Annotated in this window: 17 protein-coding genes; 7 read left to right on the forward strand and 10 right to left on the reverse strand. The window is 68.7% G+C overall.

The genetic code is table 11. The features are described 5' to 3' along the window. Positions 1 to 42: 42 nt before the first annotated feature. From H4281_RS41535 to H4281_RS41545, 3 genes are read right to left on the reverse strand one after another with little or no spacing between them, the layout of a single operon-like run. Positions 43 to 1,185 (reverse strand): bifunctional RNase H/acid phosphatase, encoded by a 1,143-nt coding sequence (locus tag H4281_RS41535; protein ID WP_182896338.1) that lies wholly within the window; start codon positions 1,183 to 1,185, stop codon positions 43 to 45. Continuing rightward, positions 1,182 to 1,919 carry a zinc ribbon domain-containing protein gene (locus tag H4281_RS41540; RefSeq protein WP_182896339.1) on the reverse strand — a complete coding sequence of 246 codons (738 nt, stop codon included), beginning with the start codon at positions 1,917 to 1,919 and terminating at the stop codon, positions 1,182 to 1,184. The genes H4281_RS41535 and H4281_RS41540 overlap by 4 nt, the downstream gene beginning before the upstream one ends. A 17-nt stretch (positions 1,920 to 1,936) precedes the next feature. Then, on the reverse strand, positions 1,937 to 2,755 hold the full coding sequence (locus H4281_RS41545) for a Nif3-like dinuclear metal center hexameric protein (RefSeq protein WP_182896340.1): 819 nt from the start codon (positions 2,753 to 2,755) through the stop codon (positions 1,937 to 1,939). Between the two features lie 40 nt (positions 2,756 to 2,795). Between H4281_RS41545 and H4281_RS41550 the strand changes: the two genes are divergently transcribed. The 3 genes from H4281_RS41550 (at position 2,796) to H4281_RS41560 (ending at position 4,812) form a co-directional block, all read left to right on the forward strand. After that, positions 2,796 to 3,257: a low molecular weight protein-tyrosine-phosphatase gene (locus H4281_RS41550; protein WP_182896341.1), complete on the forward strand. Its 462-nt coding sequence runs from the start codon at positions 2,796 to 2,798 to the stop codon at positions 3,255 to 3,257. Between the two features lie 48 nt (positions 3,258 to 3,305). Then, positions 3,306 to 4,136 carry an SURF1 family cytochrome oxidase biogenesis protein gene (locus tag H4281_RS41555; RefSeq protein ID WP_182896342.1) on the forward strand — a complete coding sequence of 277 codons (831 nt, stop codon included), beginning with the start codon at positions 3,306 to 3,308 and terminating at the stop codon, positions 4,134 to 4,136. Between the two features lie 67 nt (positions 4,137 to 4,203). After that, positions 4,204 to 4,812 carry an FMN-binding negative transcriptional regulator gene (locus tag H4281_RS41560; RefSeq protein ID WP_182896343.1) on the forward strand — a complete coding sequence of 203 codons (609 nt, stop codon included), beginning with the start codon at positions 4,204 to 4,206 and terminating at the stop codon, positions 4,810 to 4,812. Positions 4,813 to 4,816: 4 nt separating this feature from the next. Here H4281_RS41560 and H4281_RS41565 read toward each other — a convergent pair whose 3' ends face one another. Continuing rightward, complete coding sequence (locus H4281_RS41565) at positions 4,817 to 5,716, reverse strand: cobalamin biosynthesis protein CobD/CbiB (RefSeq protein ID WP_182896344.1); 900 nt, start codon at positions 5,714 to 5,716, stop codon at positions 4,817 to 4,819. 25 nt (positions 5,717 to 5,741) lie between these two features. Beyond that, a complete protein-coding gene (locus H4281_RS41570) occupies positions 5,742 to 6,425 on the reverse strand; it encodes a FadR/GntR family transcriptional regulator (RefSeq protein ID WP_182896385.1) in 684 nt (227 codons plus the stop codon). Between the two features lie 126 nt (positions 6,426 to 6,551). On the opposite strand from H4281_RS41570, the gene H4281_RS41575 reads away from it, so the two are divergent. Together H4281_RS41575 and H4281_RS41580 are read left to right on the forward strand one after the other, a co-directional pair. Next, on the forward strand, positions 6,552 to 7,046 hold the full coding sequence (locus H4281_RS41575) for a gluconokinase (protein ID WP_182896345.1): 495 nt from the start codon (positions 6,552 to 6,554) through the stop codon (positions 7,044 to 7,046). Continuing rightward, the gene (locus tag H4281_RS41580; protein ID WP_182896346.1) at positions 7,043 to 8,410 is read left to right on the forward strand and encodes a GntT/GntP/DsdX family permease; all 1,368 of its coding nucleotides are present in this window, start codon (positions 7,043 to 7,045) and stop codon (positions 8,408 to 8,410) included. The genes H4281_RS41575 and H4281_RS41580 overlap by 4 nt, the downstream gene beginning before the upstream one ends. Positions 8,411 to 8,487: 77 nt before the next feature. On the opposite strand, the gene H4281_RS41585 is transcribed toward H4281_RS41580, so the two are convergent. Both H4281_RS41585 and H4281_RS41590 read right to left on the reverse strand, forming a co-directional pair. Then, positions 8,488 to 8,964 (reverse strand): hypothetical protein, encoded by a 477-nt coding sequence (locus tag H4281_RS41585; RefSeq protein WP_182896347.1) that lies wholly within the window; start codon positions 8,962 to 8,964, stop codon positions 8,488 to 8,490. Positions 8,965 to 8,990: 26 nt separating this feature from the next. Next, the gene (locus H4281_RS41590) at positions 8,991 to 9,515 is read right to left on the reverse strand and encodes a peptidase inhibitor family I36 protein (protein ID WP_182896348.1); all 525 of its coding nucleotides are present in this window, start codon (positions 9,513 to 9,515) and stop codon (positions 8,991 to 8,993) included. A 29-nt stretch (positions 9,516 to 9,544) separates the two neighbouring features. Between H4281_RS41590 and H4281_RS41595 the strand changes: the two genes are divergently transcribed. Together H4281_RS41595 and H4281_RS41600 are read left to right on the forward strand one after the other, a co-directional pair. Then, positions 9,545 to 9,886 carry an ArsR/SmtB family transcription factor gene (locus tag H4281_RS41595; protein WP_182896349.1) on the forward strand — a complete coding sequence of 114 codons (342 nt, stop codon included), beginning with the start codon at positions 9,545 to 9,547 and terminating at the stop codon, positions 9,884 to 9,886. Further along, positions 9,883 to 10,392: an SRPBCC domain-containing protein gene (locus H4281_RS41600; protein WP_182896350.1), complete on the forward strand. Its 510-nt coding sequence runs from the start codon at positions 9,883 to 9,885 to the stop codon at positions 10,390 to 10,392. Before H4281_RS41595 ends, H4281_RS41600 begins: the two co-directional genes overlap by 4 nt. Before the next feature lie 41 nt (positions 10,393 to 10,433). On the opposite strand, the gene H4281_RS41605 is transcribed toward H4281_RS41600, so the two are convergent. Genes H4281_RS41605 through H4281_RS41615 form a run of 3 tightly spaced genes read right to left on the reverse strand, consistent with a single transcriptional unit; the run spans position 10,434 to position 13,563 of the window. After that, entirely contained in the window at positions 10,434 to 11,414 is a 981-nt protein-coding gene (locus tag H4281_RS41605) for an N-acetylglucosamine kinase (protein ID WP_182896351.1), read from the reverse strand. Then, positions 11,411 to 12,676 carry a 6-phospho-beta-glucosidase gene (locus H4281_RS41610; RefSeq protein WP_182896352.1) on the reverse strand — a complete coding sequence of 422 codons (1,266 nt, stop codon included), beginning with the start codon at positions 12,674 to 12,676 and terminating at the stop codon, positions 11,411 to 11,413. The genes H4281_RS41605 and H4281_RS41610 overlap by 4 nt, the downstream gene beginning before the upstream one ends. Next, a complete protein-coding gene (locus H4281_RS41615) occupies positions 12,673 to 13,563 on the reverse strand; it encodes a carbohydrate ABC transporter permease (protein ID WP_182896353.1) in 891 nt (296 codons plus the stop codon). Before H4281_RS41615 ends, H4281_RS41610 begins: the two co-directional genes overlap by 4 nt. Positions 13,564 to 13,581 lie beyond the last annotated feature (18 nt).

The raw sequence follows: 13,581 nt of genomic DNA on the forward strand, positions 1-13,581 counted from the left end.
ACACGTCATCCCCGACCGTGATCCACGTCACATTTGTCTGGTTCAGGACAGATGCGAGATGTCGTTGACCAACCGGACCGAGGCGTTGCCGTCGGGATAGAACTCGACGATCGACAGCGACGCCAGGTCGAGGTGCAGCCGGAACAGCAGCGACGGCCCCGCGTCGAGCCCCATCCGCAGCAGGGTCTTGATCGGCGTCACGTGGCTGACCACGAGCACGGTGCGCCCGTCGTACTGCTCCACCAGATCGCGCCGGGCCTTGCCGACGCGTTCGTGGACCGCGTCGAAGCTCTCGCCGCCGGGCGGCGGGCACGACGAATCGCTCAGCCAGCAGCGGTGCAGTTCCGGGTCCCGCTGGGCGGCCTCGCCGAAGGTGAGCCCCTCCCATTCGCCGAAGTCGGTCTCGATGAGCCCGGGATGCGTCTCGACCCGGCCGCCGAGCGCGTCGGCGACGGCCTGCGCGGTCTGCTTGGTGCGGATCAGCGGCGACGAGACGATCGGAGCCGGTTCGCCGTCCTCGCCGATCAGCCCGGGCATCGCGGCCAGCCGTTTGGCGGCCGCGGCGGCCTGGCCGCGGCCGTGCTCGGTGAGCGGGACGTCGCCGCGCCCGGAGTAGCGGCGGTCGACCGACATCTCGGTCTGGCCGTGGCGCAGCAGGAGCAGTTTGGTGGGCGTGCCGCGGGCCCCGGTCCAGCCCGCCGGGGACACCCGGTCCGGCTCGGCGGCCTTGGCCTTCGGCCGCGTCTCGGCGACCGGGGCGGGCGAGGTCGCGCCGGATCCGGCGCTGTCCATGGCGAGGTTCGCGAGCCGGTCCGCGTGCGAGTTCTCCGCGCGCGGGATCCAGGTGTAGCCGACCCGCTCGAAGCCCGCCGCGATCTCGCGCGCCTGCGCGGCGAGCGGCTGCAGCGCGGCGTGCTTGATCTTCCAGCGGCCGGACATCTGCTCGACCACGAGCTTCGAATCCATCCGGACGTCCACAATGGACACTCCGAGTTCGGCGGCCGCGGCGAGCCCGGCGACGAGCCCGGAGTACTCCGCGACGTTGTTCGTGGCGATGCCGAGGTATTCATGGCGTTCGGCGAGCACCTCGCCGGTCGCCGCGTCCTTCACGACCGCGCCGTAGCCCGCCGGGCCGGGGTTGCCCCGCGAGCCGCCGTCGGCCTCGACGATCGCCCGTTCGGTCACAGGCCCGACTCCAGTGTGCGGACCAGGATCGCGCCGCAGTTGTCGCACTGCACGACGCTGTCCTCGGCCGCGGCCTTGATCTCGGAGATGGTGTTGCGGTCGAGTTCGAGCTGGCAGGCGCCGCACCGGCGGGCCCGCAGCAGCGCCGCGCCGATGCCCTTGTGGTCGTAGACGCGGGTGTACAGCTTGAGCAGCGGCTCCGGGAAGCGCGGCAGCAGCTTCGCGCGGTCCTCCTTGCGCCGGGCCTCGGTGGTGTCGAGGTCCTTGAACGCCTCGTCGCGGCGGGCCGCGGCGGCCTCGACCGCCTGCACCGCCTTGTCGACCTCGGCGCTCGTGCGCTGCGCGTCCAGGCCCAGCGCCTCGCGCTGCTCCATCAGCTCCAGCAGGTCGTCCTCGAGCGCGCCCTTGCGGCGGCCGAGCGTCTGCAGCTCGTGCTCGATGTCGGTCATCTGCTTGGCCCCGACCGAACCGGACTCCATCAGCTTGCGGTCGCGGTCCTCGCGCGCCCGCACCGATTCGACCTCTTTCTCCTGCCGGGCGATCTCCCGGTCGAGGTCGGACGTCGCGGTCTCGACGGACACCAGCGCGTCGCGTTTCTCCCGGACGGTCTTCTCCCCGGCCTCGATCTCGGCGAGCTCGGGCAGAGTGCGGCGGCGATGCGCGACGCGCGAAAGCTCGGCGTCCACCTTCGCGAGTTCGAGCAGCTGACGCTGGACGGCGGGGTCGGCCTTCACTGTGCTCCCTGATTTAGTTACTGGGCGGTAGCGCGGATGGTCCACGGGTCGGTGCACCGCGTGGAGACGTGAGCTTCGACGGTACCCGCAAAGGCCGCGCCGACAAGGGCCGAGGCCTGTCCGCACCACGGCCACTCGCTGGCCCAGTGCGTCAAGCCGACCAGCGCGGGCACGGTTCCGCCGGACGCGAGGTGTTCGCCAGCCGGATGGTGGCGCAGATCCGCTGTCACGTACGCGTCGACACCCTCGGCCGTCGCCGTCGCGAGATACGAGTCGCCTGCGCCGCCGGACACCGCGACGGTGCGGATCAGCCGGTCCGCGTCGCCCGCGCCGAGCACGCCGGGCACGGTGGCCGGCAACGCGTCGGCGACCCGCTGGACGAACTGCGCGAACGGCTCCGCGGCAGGCAGGTGCCCGATGCGGCCGATCCCGGTGGCTCCGCCGGGTTCGTGCGGGTCGAGCGGCCGGTCGACCTCGAGGCCGATGGCTTGCGCGAGCGCGTCGGACACGCCGGGGTCGGCCGAGTCGGCATTGGTGTGCGCGCAGTAGAGCGCGATGCCGCCGCGGATCATGCGGTGCACGAGCGAGCCCTTGGCAGTGTCCGCGGGGACGCCGTGCACGCCGCGCAGCAGCAGCGGATGGTGCGCGACGATCAGCTGCGCGCCGAATTCCTCGGCCTCGGCAAGGGTCTGCTCGACCGGGTCGACGCAGAACAGCACCCGGGTGACGTCCTCGGCCGGGTCTCCGCAGACGAGCCCGACCGCGTCCCAGCTTTCCGCCAGCCGGGGCGGGTAACTGCGTTCGAGGACGGCGATGATCTCGGCTAATGCAGGCACCTGGGGATCCTCGCACGGTCGCTCTGAGAGACTGCGGACCATGCCCAAGCTGGTGTTTGTCTGCTCCGGAAACATCTGCCGCTCCCCCATGGCGGAACTCGTCTTCCGCAAGAAGCTCGCCGACGCGGGCCTCGCGGACGCCGTGGATGTGTCCAGCGCGGGCACCGGTCCGTGGCACGTCGGCGAGGCGGCGGATCGGCGGGCGCGCGCGACGTTGAAGGCGCATGGCTACCCGACCGAGCACATCGCGGCCGAGGTCAGCGACGAAGACCTCGAAGCCGACCTGCTGCTCGCCGCCGACGAGAGTCACTTGGGCTTCCTGCAGTCCCGCGTCGAGGACCCTTCGCGGGTGCGGCTGCTGCGGTCGTTCGACCCGTCCGCTCCGGAAGGCGCCGAGGTGCCGGACCCGTATTACGGCGGCGACGACGGCTTCGAGGACGTGCTCGGGATGATCGAGCGGAGCGTGCCGGGGCTGCTGGATTGGGTCCGCGAACAGGCGTGACGTCCGGTCCGGGTGCGCGCACGGAACGCGACGGCCTACCGTAGAGGGGTGCGGTTGCGGTTTCTGCTCCGGCCGGGATGGCTGGCGTTGACAGTGGTGGTGTTCACCTTCGCCATCTGCTGTTACACGTTGCTGGCCCCGTGGCAGTTCCGCCGCGACGGCGAGCAGGTCACCCAGAACAACGCGCTGACCACGTCGTTCACCGCGAAGCCGGCACCTGCGGCACAGCTGCTGCCGCCAGGGACGAAGCCGGACAAGAACACCGAGTGGCACCTCGTGTCGATCACCGGCACGTACCTGCCTTCGGCCGAGGTTGTCGCACGGCTGCGCACTGTGCAGGGCCAAGGCGCGTACGAGGTCCTCACACCGCTTCGCGCCACTGACGGCACTGTCTACCTGATCGACCGCGGCTACGTGGGGCTCAGCAGTGACTCGGGCGTGCTCCCGTACGCGGCAGCGCCGGGCGGACAGGTCACGGTCGTCGCGCGCGTGCGAAGCGACGAGACGGACCCGAAGAACCGCGAAGCGTTCGCCGACGCGTCGACGAACGGGAAGCTGCAGAGCTACACCGTCGACTCGCGCGTGGTGGCGAAGTCTTCCGGCCTGACCATCCGGCCCGGGTACTTCCAGCTCGACCAGAATCAGCCCGGCGTGCTCAGCCCGTTGCCACTGCCACAACTGGAGTCAGGCCCGTACTTCTCGTACGCGCTGCAGTGGCTGGCGTTCGGCACGATGGCGTTACTGGGCTGGCTGTACTTCACGATCCGCGAGCTGCGTCCGGGCGGCGCACTGACCACCGAGCGCCCGCAGCGGGGCCGGCGCAAGTCCGTCGCGGAGATGCTCGCCGAAGACGAGGACGAGTACTCGCCGACCGCCTGAGTGGCCTGGTCGTTTCTCGGGAAAATGGCTCTTTGTCGGTGCCACTTGCGGCGCTGATACTGATCGCATGCTGATCCACCCCTGGGACGCCGCGGACGAGAACGAATGGCGGGAATGGCTCGCCGGACACGATTTCGGCGAACTGGTCGCCGGCGGCCGCGGCCGTGATCTCCCCGTGGTGGTGCCGACGCACTTCGTCTTCGACGGCGACGCGACCGTCCGCCTGCATCTCGCCCGGCCGAACCCGGTATGGCCGCTGCTGGAGGAACACCCGCGCGCCCTGCTGACCGTAACCGGCGATTACGCCTACATCCGCTCGGATTGGAACACCGCCGACGATCCCGCACTCGGCGTGCCCACGTCGTACTACGCGAGCGTGCAGCTGGCCTGCGACGTCCGGCTCGTCGACGATCCCGAGGAGAAAGCCGCCTTGCTGAACCACCAGCTGGCGCACTTCGAACCGGACGGCAAGCGCACCCCAGTGTCCGCTGTGGACGCTCCGGACCGGCGGCTGCTGCCCGGGATTCGCGGCGTCGAGCTGACCGTGACCGAGGTGCGGGCGAAGTTCAAGTACGGCGGGAACAAGAAATCCGAGGACCGGCAGCGGATCGGAGCGCTGCTGTCCGAACGGGACGGTTTCAACGACGCGGAAGCCATCGCGCACCTGAAACCGTGACAGCTCAAGGGTTTCGGCGGCGCAATCCGGTCAGCACGGCCACGAGCACCGACGTCCCCGCGGCCAGCCAGCCCACCACCCGGGACAGCTCCACCGCACGCGTCACGTGCCCGGCATCCGGATTCCGGCCGACCCCCAGCACCGGCAACTCCACCACGCCGTGGGGATACTCAGTCCGCCCGCCGACCCGGATCTCCAGCGCCCCAGCGAAAGCCGCCTCGACCCGGCCCGCGTTCGGGCTCGGATGCGCGATCGTGTCCCGCCGCCAAGCCCGCCACGCTCCACCGGCCGAACCGCCGACCACCGGCGCGCCCAGAACCGTCAACCCGGCAGCCACCCGGGTCGGCAGGAGGTGGACGAGTTCGTCAAGCCGGTCGATCACCCAGTGCCCGGGAAGCAGTCGGCGCAGCAAGCCGATCGTGCGCGCCGCGAGCAGCCCGGGCACGCCCGCGACCGCGCCCCACAGCAGCGGGGTCACGACCACTTCGGACGTGTTCTCGGCCAGAGTTTCCACGGACGCACGGGAAAGCCCGATCGTGCTCAGCCCGTCGGTGACGCGCGGGTCCAATTCGGACAGTGTGTCGCGCGCCGGTTCGAGACGGCCCTCTTCGAGATCGCGAGCCAATTCCGTCCCCTGCGCAGCCAGCCCGGCCGCGCCGACGACCGCCCAGGTCACCACTGCCGTCGCGGTCGCCTGCAGCACCGGGCTGCGGCGGCCGGTGCGCTCGACCAGCACGCCAGCCGCGACGGCCGCGCCAGCGATTCCGAGACCGGCCGCGCGCCGCGAACCGGTGGCGGCGACTGCCCGGCGAAAGGCGGTGACCGGCGGACGTCGCCGCGGGTCGCCGAGTGCTCCGTCTGCGGCCAAACCGAGAATCAAGCCGATCGCGCGCGCCGCGCTCACCTGTAGCCCCCCGAACGTGGACGATTCAGTCGCCGAGATTACTCGACACCGCGGCGGCGATTTCCTCGCGTGCCTGCTCCACGATGTCGCGCATCGCGCGTTCGGCGCGGACCGGGTCGGCCAGGTCGATCGCCTCGGCGACCTCGACGTGCAGCGCGACCGCCTCGGGCTGCGGTTCGTCTGGCATCAGGCCGTGTTCGGTGCGCCCGGCGAGCACTTCGGCGACCACTGAGGACAGCTGCGCGAACATCGGATTCCGCGACGCGGACAGCAGCAGATCATGGAATGCGACGTCGTGACCGAGGAAGGCGTCAAGATCCCGAGCCCGCGCCGTGCGCTGGAGATGCACCGCCAGCGCGCGCAGCCGTCCGCGCTCCTCCGGGGTCGCGCGGACCGCGGCGAACCGGGCGGCGCACGGTTCGACGGCTGAACGCAGCTCGGTCAGCGTGCGCAGCGCGGTCGGCCGGTCGGCGCCGTCGAGCTGCCAGCGGATCAGCCTCGGGTCATAGTGGTTCCACTCGGCCGGCTCGCGGACGGTGACCCCGACGCGGCGGCGGCTGCTGGTCAATCCCATCGTCTCGAGGACCCGGACTACCTCGCGGGCCACCGTCCGCGACGCCCCGTACCGCTCCTGCAGCTCCTCCGAGCGCAGCACCGCGCCCGGCGCCAGCTCGCCGCTGGCGATGGCCGCGCCGAGCTCGTCGAGCATGTCCTCGTGCCGATCATTCCCCACGGGCTTAACTTAACCCTCTGACTCGATTAAGTACTACTTCTTCTTGATTAAGTAGTACTTTTGAGTTTGACTCTCCAGGGCACAAAGACGTGGGAGGTGCGCATGACAGTCATCGTGGTGATGGGCGTATCGGGTTCGGGCAAGACGACGGTCGGCAAGGCGGTCGCGGAGGAGCTCGGGGTCGAGTACGCCGAGGCGGACACCTTCCACCCGCAGGCCAACATCGAAAAGATGACCGCGGGCCATCCGCTCACCGACGAGGACCGCGAGCCGTGGCTCGCCGCGATCGCGCTGTGGATCGCCGAGCACCAGGAAAGCGGCGGCGTGGTCAGCTCGTCCGCGCTGAAGCGGCGTTACCGCGACGTGCTGCGCGGCGGCTGGGACGTGTGGTTCCTGCACCTGCACGGCTCGCGCGACCTGCTCGCCGAGCGGATGAAGACCCGCAGCGGCCACTTCATGCCGGTCTCGCTGCTCGATTCCCAGCTCGCCGACCTCGAACCGCTCGAGCCCGACGAGCCGGGCGAAACCTTCGACATCAGCCTCCCGCCCGCCGATCTCGTCGAGTCGGCCCTGACCGCCTTCCGGAAGTCCGCATGAACACCCTCGCCGCCGGCTGGACCGGCCACGACACCCGCCTGATCGTCGCCACGGTGCTCGCCATCGCCGTAATCGTGGTGCTGATCAGCAAGGTCAAACTGCATCCGCTGCTCGCGCTCACGCTGGGCTCCGGCGTGCTCGGCCTGGTCGCCGGGATGCCGATCGACAAACTGCTCAAGAGTTTCACGAACGGCGTCGGCAGCACCGTCGCGTCCGTCGGCGTGCTGATCGCGTTCGGGGCGATGCTGGGCAAACTGCTCGCCGATTCCGGCGGCGCGGACCGGATCGTCGACACCGTGCTCGGCCGGGTCCGCGGGCCGGGGCTGCCGTGGGCCATGGCGCTGGTCGCCGCGCTGATCGGGTTGCCGATGTTCTTCGAGATCGGCCTCGTGATGCTGATCCCGGTGGTGCTGCTGGTCGCCAAGCGCAGCGGAAAACCGGTGCTGCTGCTGGGAATTCCGGCGCTGGCGGGACTTTCGGTGCTGCACGGCCTGATCCCGCCGCACCCCGGCCCGCTGGCCGCCGCCGGTTCGCTGAACGCCAACGTCGGCCTCACTCTGGGGCTGGGCCTGCTGGTCGGCCTTCCCACGGTGATCATCGCCGGTCCGCTGTTCGGCCGTCTCGCCGCGAAGATGGTGCCCGACGCCGCGCCGCCCGCCCGGCTGGTCCCGGAATCCGAGAGCACCGACGAAAAGCACCGGCCGAGCTTCTTCGCGACCCTGTCGACGGTGCTGCTGCCGGTGGTCCTGATGCTGGCCAAGGCACTCGCGGACATCTTGGCGGACAAGGGAAACCCGGCCCGCCGCGTCCTGGACTTCATCGGCGACCCGCTCGTCGCGCTGCTGCTGGCGGTCCTCGTCGGCATGGTCGTGCTGGGCCGTCCCGCGCGACTGAACCGGGAACGCCTGTCGTCGATCATCGGCGATTCCCTCGGCCCCATCGCCGGGATCGTGCTGATCGTTGCCGCGGGCGGCGGGTTCAAGCAGACCCTGGTCGACGCCGGGGTCGGCGACGTCATCACCAGCCTCTCCAAGGGCGCGGACCTCTCCCCGCTGCTGCTCGGCTGGCTGGTCGCGGTGGCGATCCGCCTGGCGACGGGCTCGGCGACGGTCGCGACGGTTTCCGCGGCGGGCATCGTCGCCCCGCTGGCCGCGACGCTCGATCCGACGCACAACGCCCTGCTGGTGCTGGCCATCGGTGCCGGGTCGCTCTTCTTCTCGCACCTGAACGACGCCGGGTTCTGGCTGGTCAAGGAGTACTTCGGGATGTCGGTCGGCCAGACGCTGAAGAGCTGGTCGGTCATGGAAACGGTGATCTCGGTGGTGGCGATCGCGCTGATCCTGCCGTTGGGCGCACTGCTTTAGCGCTGGTTGATTCCCTTCACGGCCGCGGCGGGTCTTCCTTTGGCGGAAGTCCCGCCGCGGCCGTTCGGCCCACCTCGCTAACGGGCGAAATCGCCGGTGGAACCGATTGCCAACCGGGTGCCGGTGTGGCTGCTGTACAGCTCGCCGGTCGCGAGAAAGGTGTAGTGGCCGCTCACTCCGCTGACCTTGGGGGTCCAGCACACCCGCTGGAACGCACCCACGTTCCCATTGCCGCCCTTGCTGTCGCAGTTGACTGAATCCGCCGGAACTGTGTCGCGTTCGCGGTACAGCGTCGCCTGCGCCCACTGGCTGGCCGTGAGCTTTTCCCGAAACCCGAGATAGCCCCAATAGTTGTACGAGTCATCGCGGCAGACCGCGACTGTGCCCACCAGATCTCCGCCGTAATACAGATCACCGCCGCGGACAACGTGCCCGTACTCGTTGCCGAACTGGCACGTCTGCGCGGCCGCCGAGGCTGAAGCCGAAGGCGCGACCGCTACCGCAGCCGAAGATATCAGCCCGAGCACCGTCGCCATCTTCACCGCGTTCTTCATTTCCCGTCCTCCCCTTGGTTCCTGCCTCATGCGCACGATCTGAGCGAACTGACCACGTTGTCGAAGCTGTAGCGCGGACCGAGCGGGCCTTGCCACTCCACCGAGATTCGCAACGAACCGCCCGAGTAGCCCGAGTCCCGGTAGACGCACCACACGCTCGTGGTGCGGTTCCACACATACGAGATCTGATCGTTGAAAACGTGCCCGTTGATTGGTTTCGCGAGATCAGACGAGCCGAGCTGGAACTTGGCGAAGTGCCCGGTCGCGTTCGGCTCCTCCCAAACACAGAAATAGTCGTCCGGACAATCATGCAGGTCCGCCGCACTGGCGTACGCCGCCGACGGCAATATCACCGCGGCAATGGCCGACATGACAATGAAAAGAATCCTCGTTCGATGCACATTTCCCCCGTCTTCGCTGTCGCGGCTCCCCCAGCGGGCCAGCAAACCAGAAGGTACCGCCCGCAGGCCGGGATGTGACGCATCTAGACCAAACGTCACCCGTACGGCCGTCGACGAGATTCGCGCTCCCTCTGCCTCGCCGGTTGACATGTGACCTTTTGGTCACCTATTCTCGGTGCGTGCCCGACGAGGACCTGGTTTTCAAGGCTCTGGCGGATCCGACCCGCCGGTTCCTGCTCGACCTGCTCTACGCGCGTGACGGCCGCACGCTCACCGAGCTGGAGTCCGAAGTGGACATGACCCGGTTCGGGGTGATGAAACACCTCAAGCTGCTCGAGGAGGCCGAACTGGTCGTCTCGCGCAAGGAGGGGCGGGAGAAACGGCATTTCCTGAACCCGGTCCCGATCCGCCAGATCCACGACCGCTGGATCGACAAGTACACCGCACACCACAGCTCGGCGCTGCTGGACCTCAAGGCCCAGCTCGAAGCCGAAGAAACCGTCAAGGAGCCAGGAAAATGAGCGACACCACGACCGTGCAGGTCAACCGCGTCTACATCAAGGCCACCCCGCAGGCGGTGTGGGACGCCATCACCAAGCCGGAATGGACGGCGAAGTACGGCTACACCGGCCTCGCCGACTTCGACCTCAAACGCGGCGGCAAGCACCGCACCAAGCCGACCCAGGCGTTCATCGATTCGGGCTTCACCAGCGATCTCCTCGACGGCGAGGTACTCGAGGCCGATCCGCCGCGCAAGCTGGTGATCACCTGGAAACTGCAGATGGACCCGAGCCTCGTCGCCGAGCCGTACACCACGCTCACCTATGACATCGAGGAAACGCAGACCGCGGGAACCCGGCTCACCGTCACCCACGACGTCACCGGCGCGCCGAACCACGCGGCGCTCGTGTCCGGCGCGCACGAAGACATCAACGCCGGCCCTGGCGAGAACGCGGGCGGCGGCTGGGCGTGGGTCCTGTCCGACCTGAAGTCCGTTCTGGAGACGGGCAAGAACCTCACGGCCTGACACGAGAGCGGGGTGGCTGCTTTCGGGCAGCCACCCCATTTTCACGCGCGTTGCGTCGCAGCCTTCAAAGCTGCCTTCGCGGCGTCAGAAGCCCCGATCTCGTCCAAACCGAACAGTGCGGCTCCGACCACCGGGTTCACCTCCACCACGCGCACCTGCGCCCGCGGCGCCACCTTCAGGCAGCGGCGTTCGATGTCCGCGATCACCGACGCGCCGACTCCAGTCAGCACACCGCCGCCGAGGATCACCTCGGGAGCGGACGTCGTGAGGTCCAGGCGGCGCAAGATCGCGGCCACCAGCAGGCTCACTTCCTCGGCGAACCGCGTCACCACGTCCTGAGCGACCTCGTCGCCAGCCGCGGCCACCTCGAACAGCAGCGGACACAGGCCGTGGATCTTCGCGGCGTCGATCTCCTCGAAGTGCAGGCCCTGCACCACATCAAGCAGTGTCGCAGCACCGAAGTACTCCGCGACCGCCGATTCCAACGCAGTCCGCGGTCCACGACCGTCCTCGGCGCGCACGGCCCACCACAAAGCTTCCTCGCCCAGCCGGTACCCGCCGCCCCAGTCGCCGGACACCTTGCCCAGCGCGGGAAAACGGTACGACCGGCCGTCCGGGGCGAAGCCGGCGCCGTTGATGCCCGCGCCGCACACCACCGCTACCCCGGTGCCGTCGGAACTTCCGGCCCGCAGCAGCGCCAGCACGTCGTTGCCGACGTCCAAAGTGGAACTCCAGCCGCGCGCCGACAAAGCCTCGTGCAGCGCCTCTTCTTCCCGGGGGAAGTCGAGACCGGCCAGGTAGGCCGACGTGTGCGCGGCGAACGGCGGATCAGCGGGCAAGCCACCGGAGCGGAGGGCCTCCCGGACGAATTCTTCCAGTGCGGCAACGCATCCGTCGACTCCGACCCGCTGGGGAGAAACGCCGGGGCCGCGGGAAGCGCCGAGCACGACGCCGTCCCGCGAAACCACCAGCACCTCGGTCTTGCTGTTTCCCCCGTCGATCGCGACGACGGTGTCGCTCATGCCCGCGCCCAGGGCAGGAAATCCCGGTTGCGTGCGACCAGTTCGTCCGCGAGCTGGTCCGCCTTGGCGTACTGGCCGACCAGCGGGTGCGCGAGCAGCGCGTCGGCGACTCGGTCCCGGCCGCCCTTGATCGCGGCGTCCAGCGCCAGGTACTCGTACGCCGTGACCCCGGCGATCAGCCCGGCGAACCGCGGGTCGACCGGGGACTGCGGAATCGGGGTCGCGCCCGCGGAATCCACAGTGGACGAGACCTCGATCACCGCGTCGTCCGGCAGGAAATCGAACGTGCCGTTGTTGCGGACGTTCACCACGTGTTCCTCGGCCGCGCCACCGGAAGTGAGCGCGTGCACGAGTTGCACCGCCGCCTCCGAGTAGTAAGCGCCGCCGCGCTTCTCCAACGACTCCGGCTTCGTGACCTGCTCCGGGTCGAGGTAGATCTTCAGCAGTTCTTCCTCGACGTCGCTGACCACCTCGGCGCGCGGGCGTTCGGTCTGCTGCTTCGCCACCTGCGCGTCGTGCGAGTAGTAGTACTTGAGGTAGTACGACGGCACGGCCTGCATCCGCTGCATCCACTCGACCGGCACGCTGACCTCTTCGCCGAGGTATTCCGCGTGCTGGGCAAGGAGTTCCGGCAGCCGATCGACGCCGTCGACCAGTACGCCGCGCTCCCAGCTCAGGTGATTCAGTCCAGTGTGGACCAGCTTGACGTCGCCGGTCGAAGCGCCGAGCAGCTTCGCGAACTTGCGCTGCAGGTTGATCGCGACATTGCACAGGCCGACCGCACGGTGGCCTTCCTGCAGCAGCGCGCGAGTGACGATGCCGACCGGGTTGGTGAAGTTGACGATCCAGGTGTCGTCACCGGCGACCTTGCGCACGCGCTCGGCGATGTCGAGCACCACCGGCACCGTGCGCAGCGCCTTCGCCAAACCGCCCGCACCGGTCGTTTCCTGGCCGACGCAACCGCACAGGTGCGGGAACGTCTCGTCCGACGCGCGTGCCTTCTGGCCGCCGACGCGCAACTGGATGAGGACCGCCGACGCGCCGTCGACGCCTTCCTCCAGGTTCGCCGTGGTGCGCACGCGGGCCGAATGCCCCGCGTGGTTCAGCAGCCGCTGGCTGAAATCGCCGACCGCTTCGACCCGGTAGGCGTCCGGGTCGATCAGCACGATCTCGTCAACGTCGAGCGAGGCCCGCCGCCCGGCGATGCCGTCGATCAGCTCCGGCGTGTAGGTGGACCCACCGCCGACCACTGCCAGTTTCATCCCTTGACTCCCGTGAACGTGATGCCCTTGACGAACGACTTCTGCGCGAACACGAACAGCACGATCACCGGCAGCATGATCAGCGCGGTGGCGGCCATCGTGAGGTTCCATTCGACGTGGTGCATGCCTCGGAAGGACGCGATCGCCAGTGAAAGCGGCCAGTTGTCTTTGTTCTCGCCCGTGTAGAGCAGCGGGCCGAAATAGTCGTTCCAGGTGAACAGGAAGCAGAACATCGCGGTGGCCGCGATCCCCGGCTTCGCCATCGGGATCAGCACCCGCGTGAGCACCCGGAACTCGTTGCAGCCGTCGATCTTCGCCGCTTCGAGGTAGTCCTTCGGAATGGTCAGGAAGAACTGCCGCAGCAGGAAGATCGAGAAGGCGTCGAAGAAGAAGTACGGCACGATGAGCGGCACCAGCGTGCCGGTGAACCCGAGCCGCACCCACAGGTCGTACAGCGGAACGACAGTGACCTGGGGCGGCAGCATCATCGCGACGACGACGAGCATGAAGCACAGGTTTTGCCCGCGCCACCGCAGTTTCGCCAAGCCGTACGCCGCCGGGATCGCCGAGACCAGTGCCCCGACCGTCGCCAGCGCCGAGTACAGCAGGCTGTTGCCGAAATACTCCAGCAGCGGGGCCTTCTTGAACACCTCGATGAAGTTCTCGAAATGCCATTCGGTCGGCCACAGACTGGACGTCATCGCCTGGTCGCTCTTCATCACCGAGGTGAGGAAAACGAACAGCAACGGCAGCATGAAGATCACGCCGAGCGCGATGCCGACCGCGTGCGTGGCCACAAAGGACAGTTTCTTGTCCCAGCGCCGCTTGAACTTCTCCCGCGGATGCACCGGAGGAGCCGGGGGCGCGGGGGCCGAAATCGTGGTCATGCGCCCACTCCGCTCATG

This window comes from Amycolatopsis dendrobii, assembly GCF_014145675.1.
GTDB lineage: Bacteria > Actinomycetota > Actinomycetes > Mycobacteriales > Pseudonocardiaceae > Amycolatopsis > Amycolatopsis dendrobii.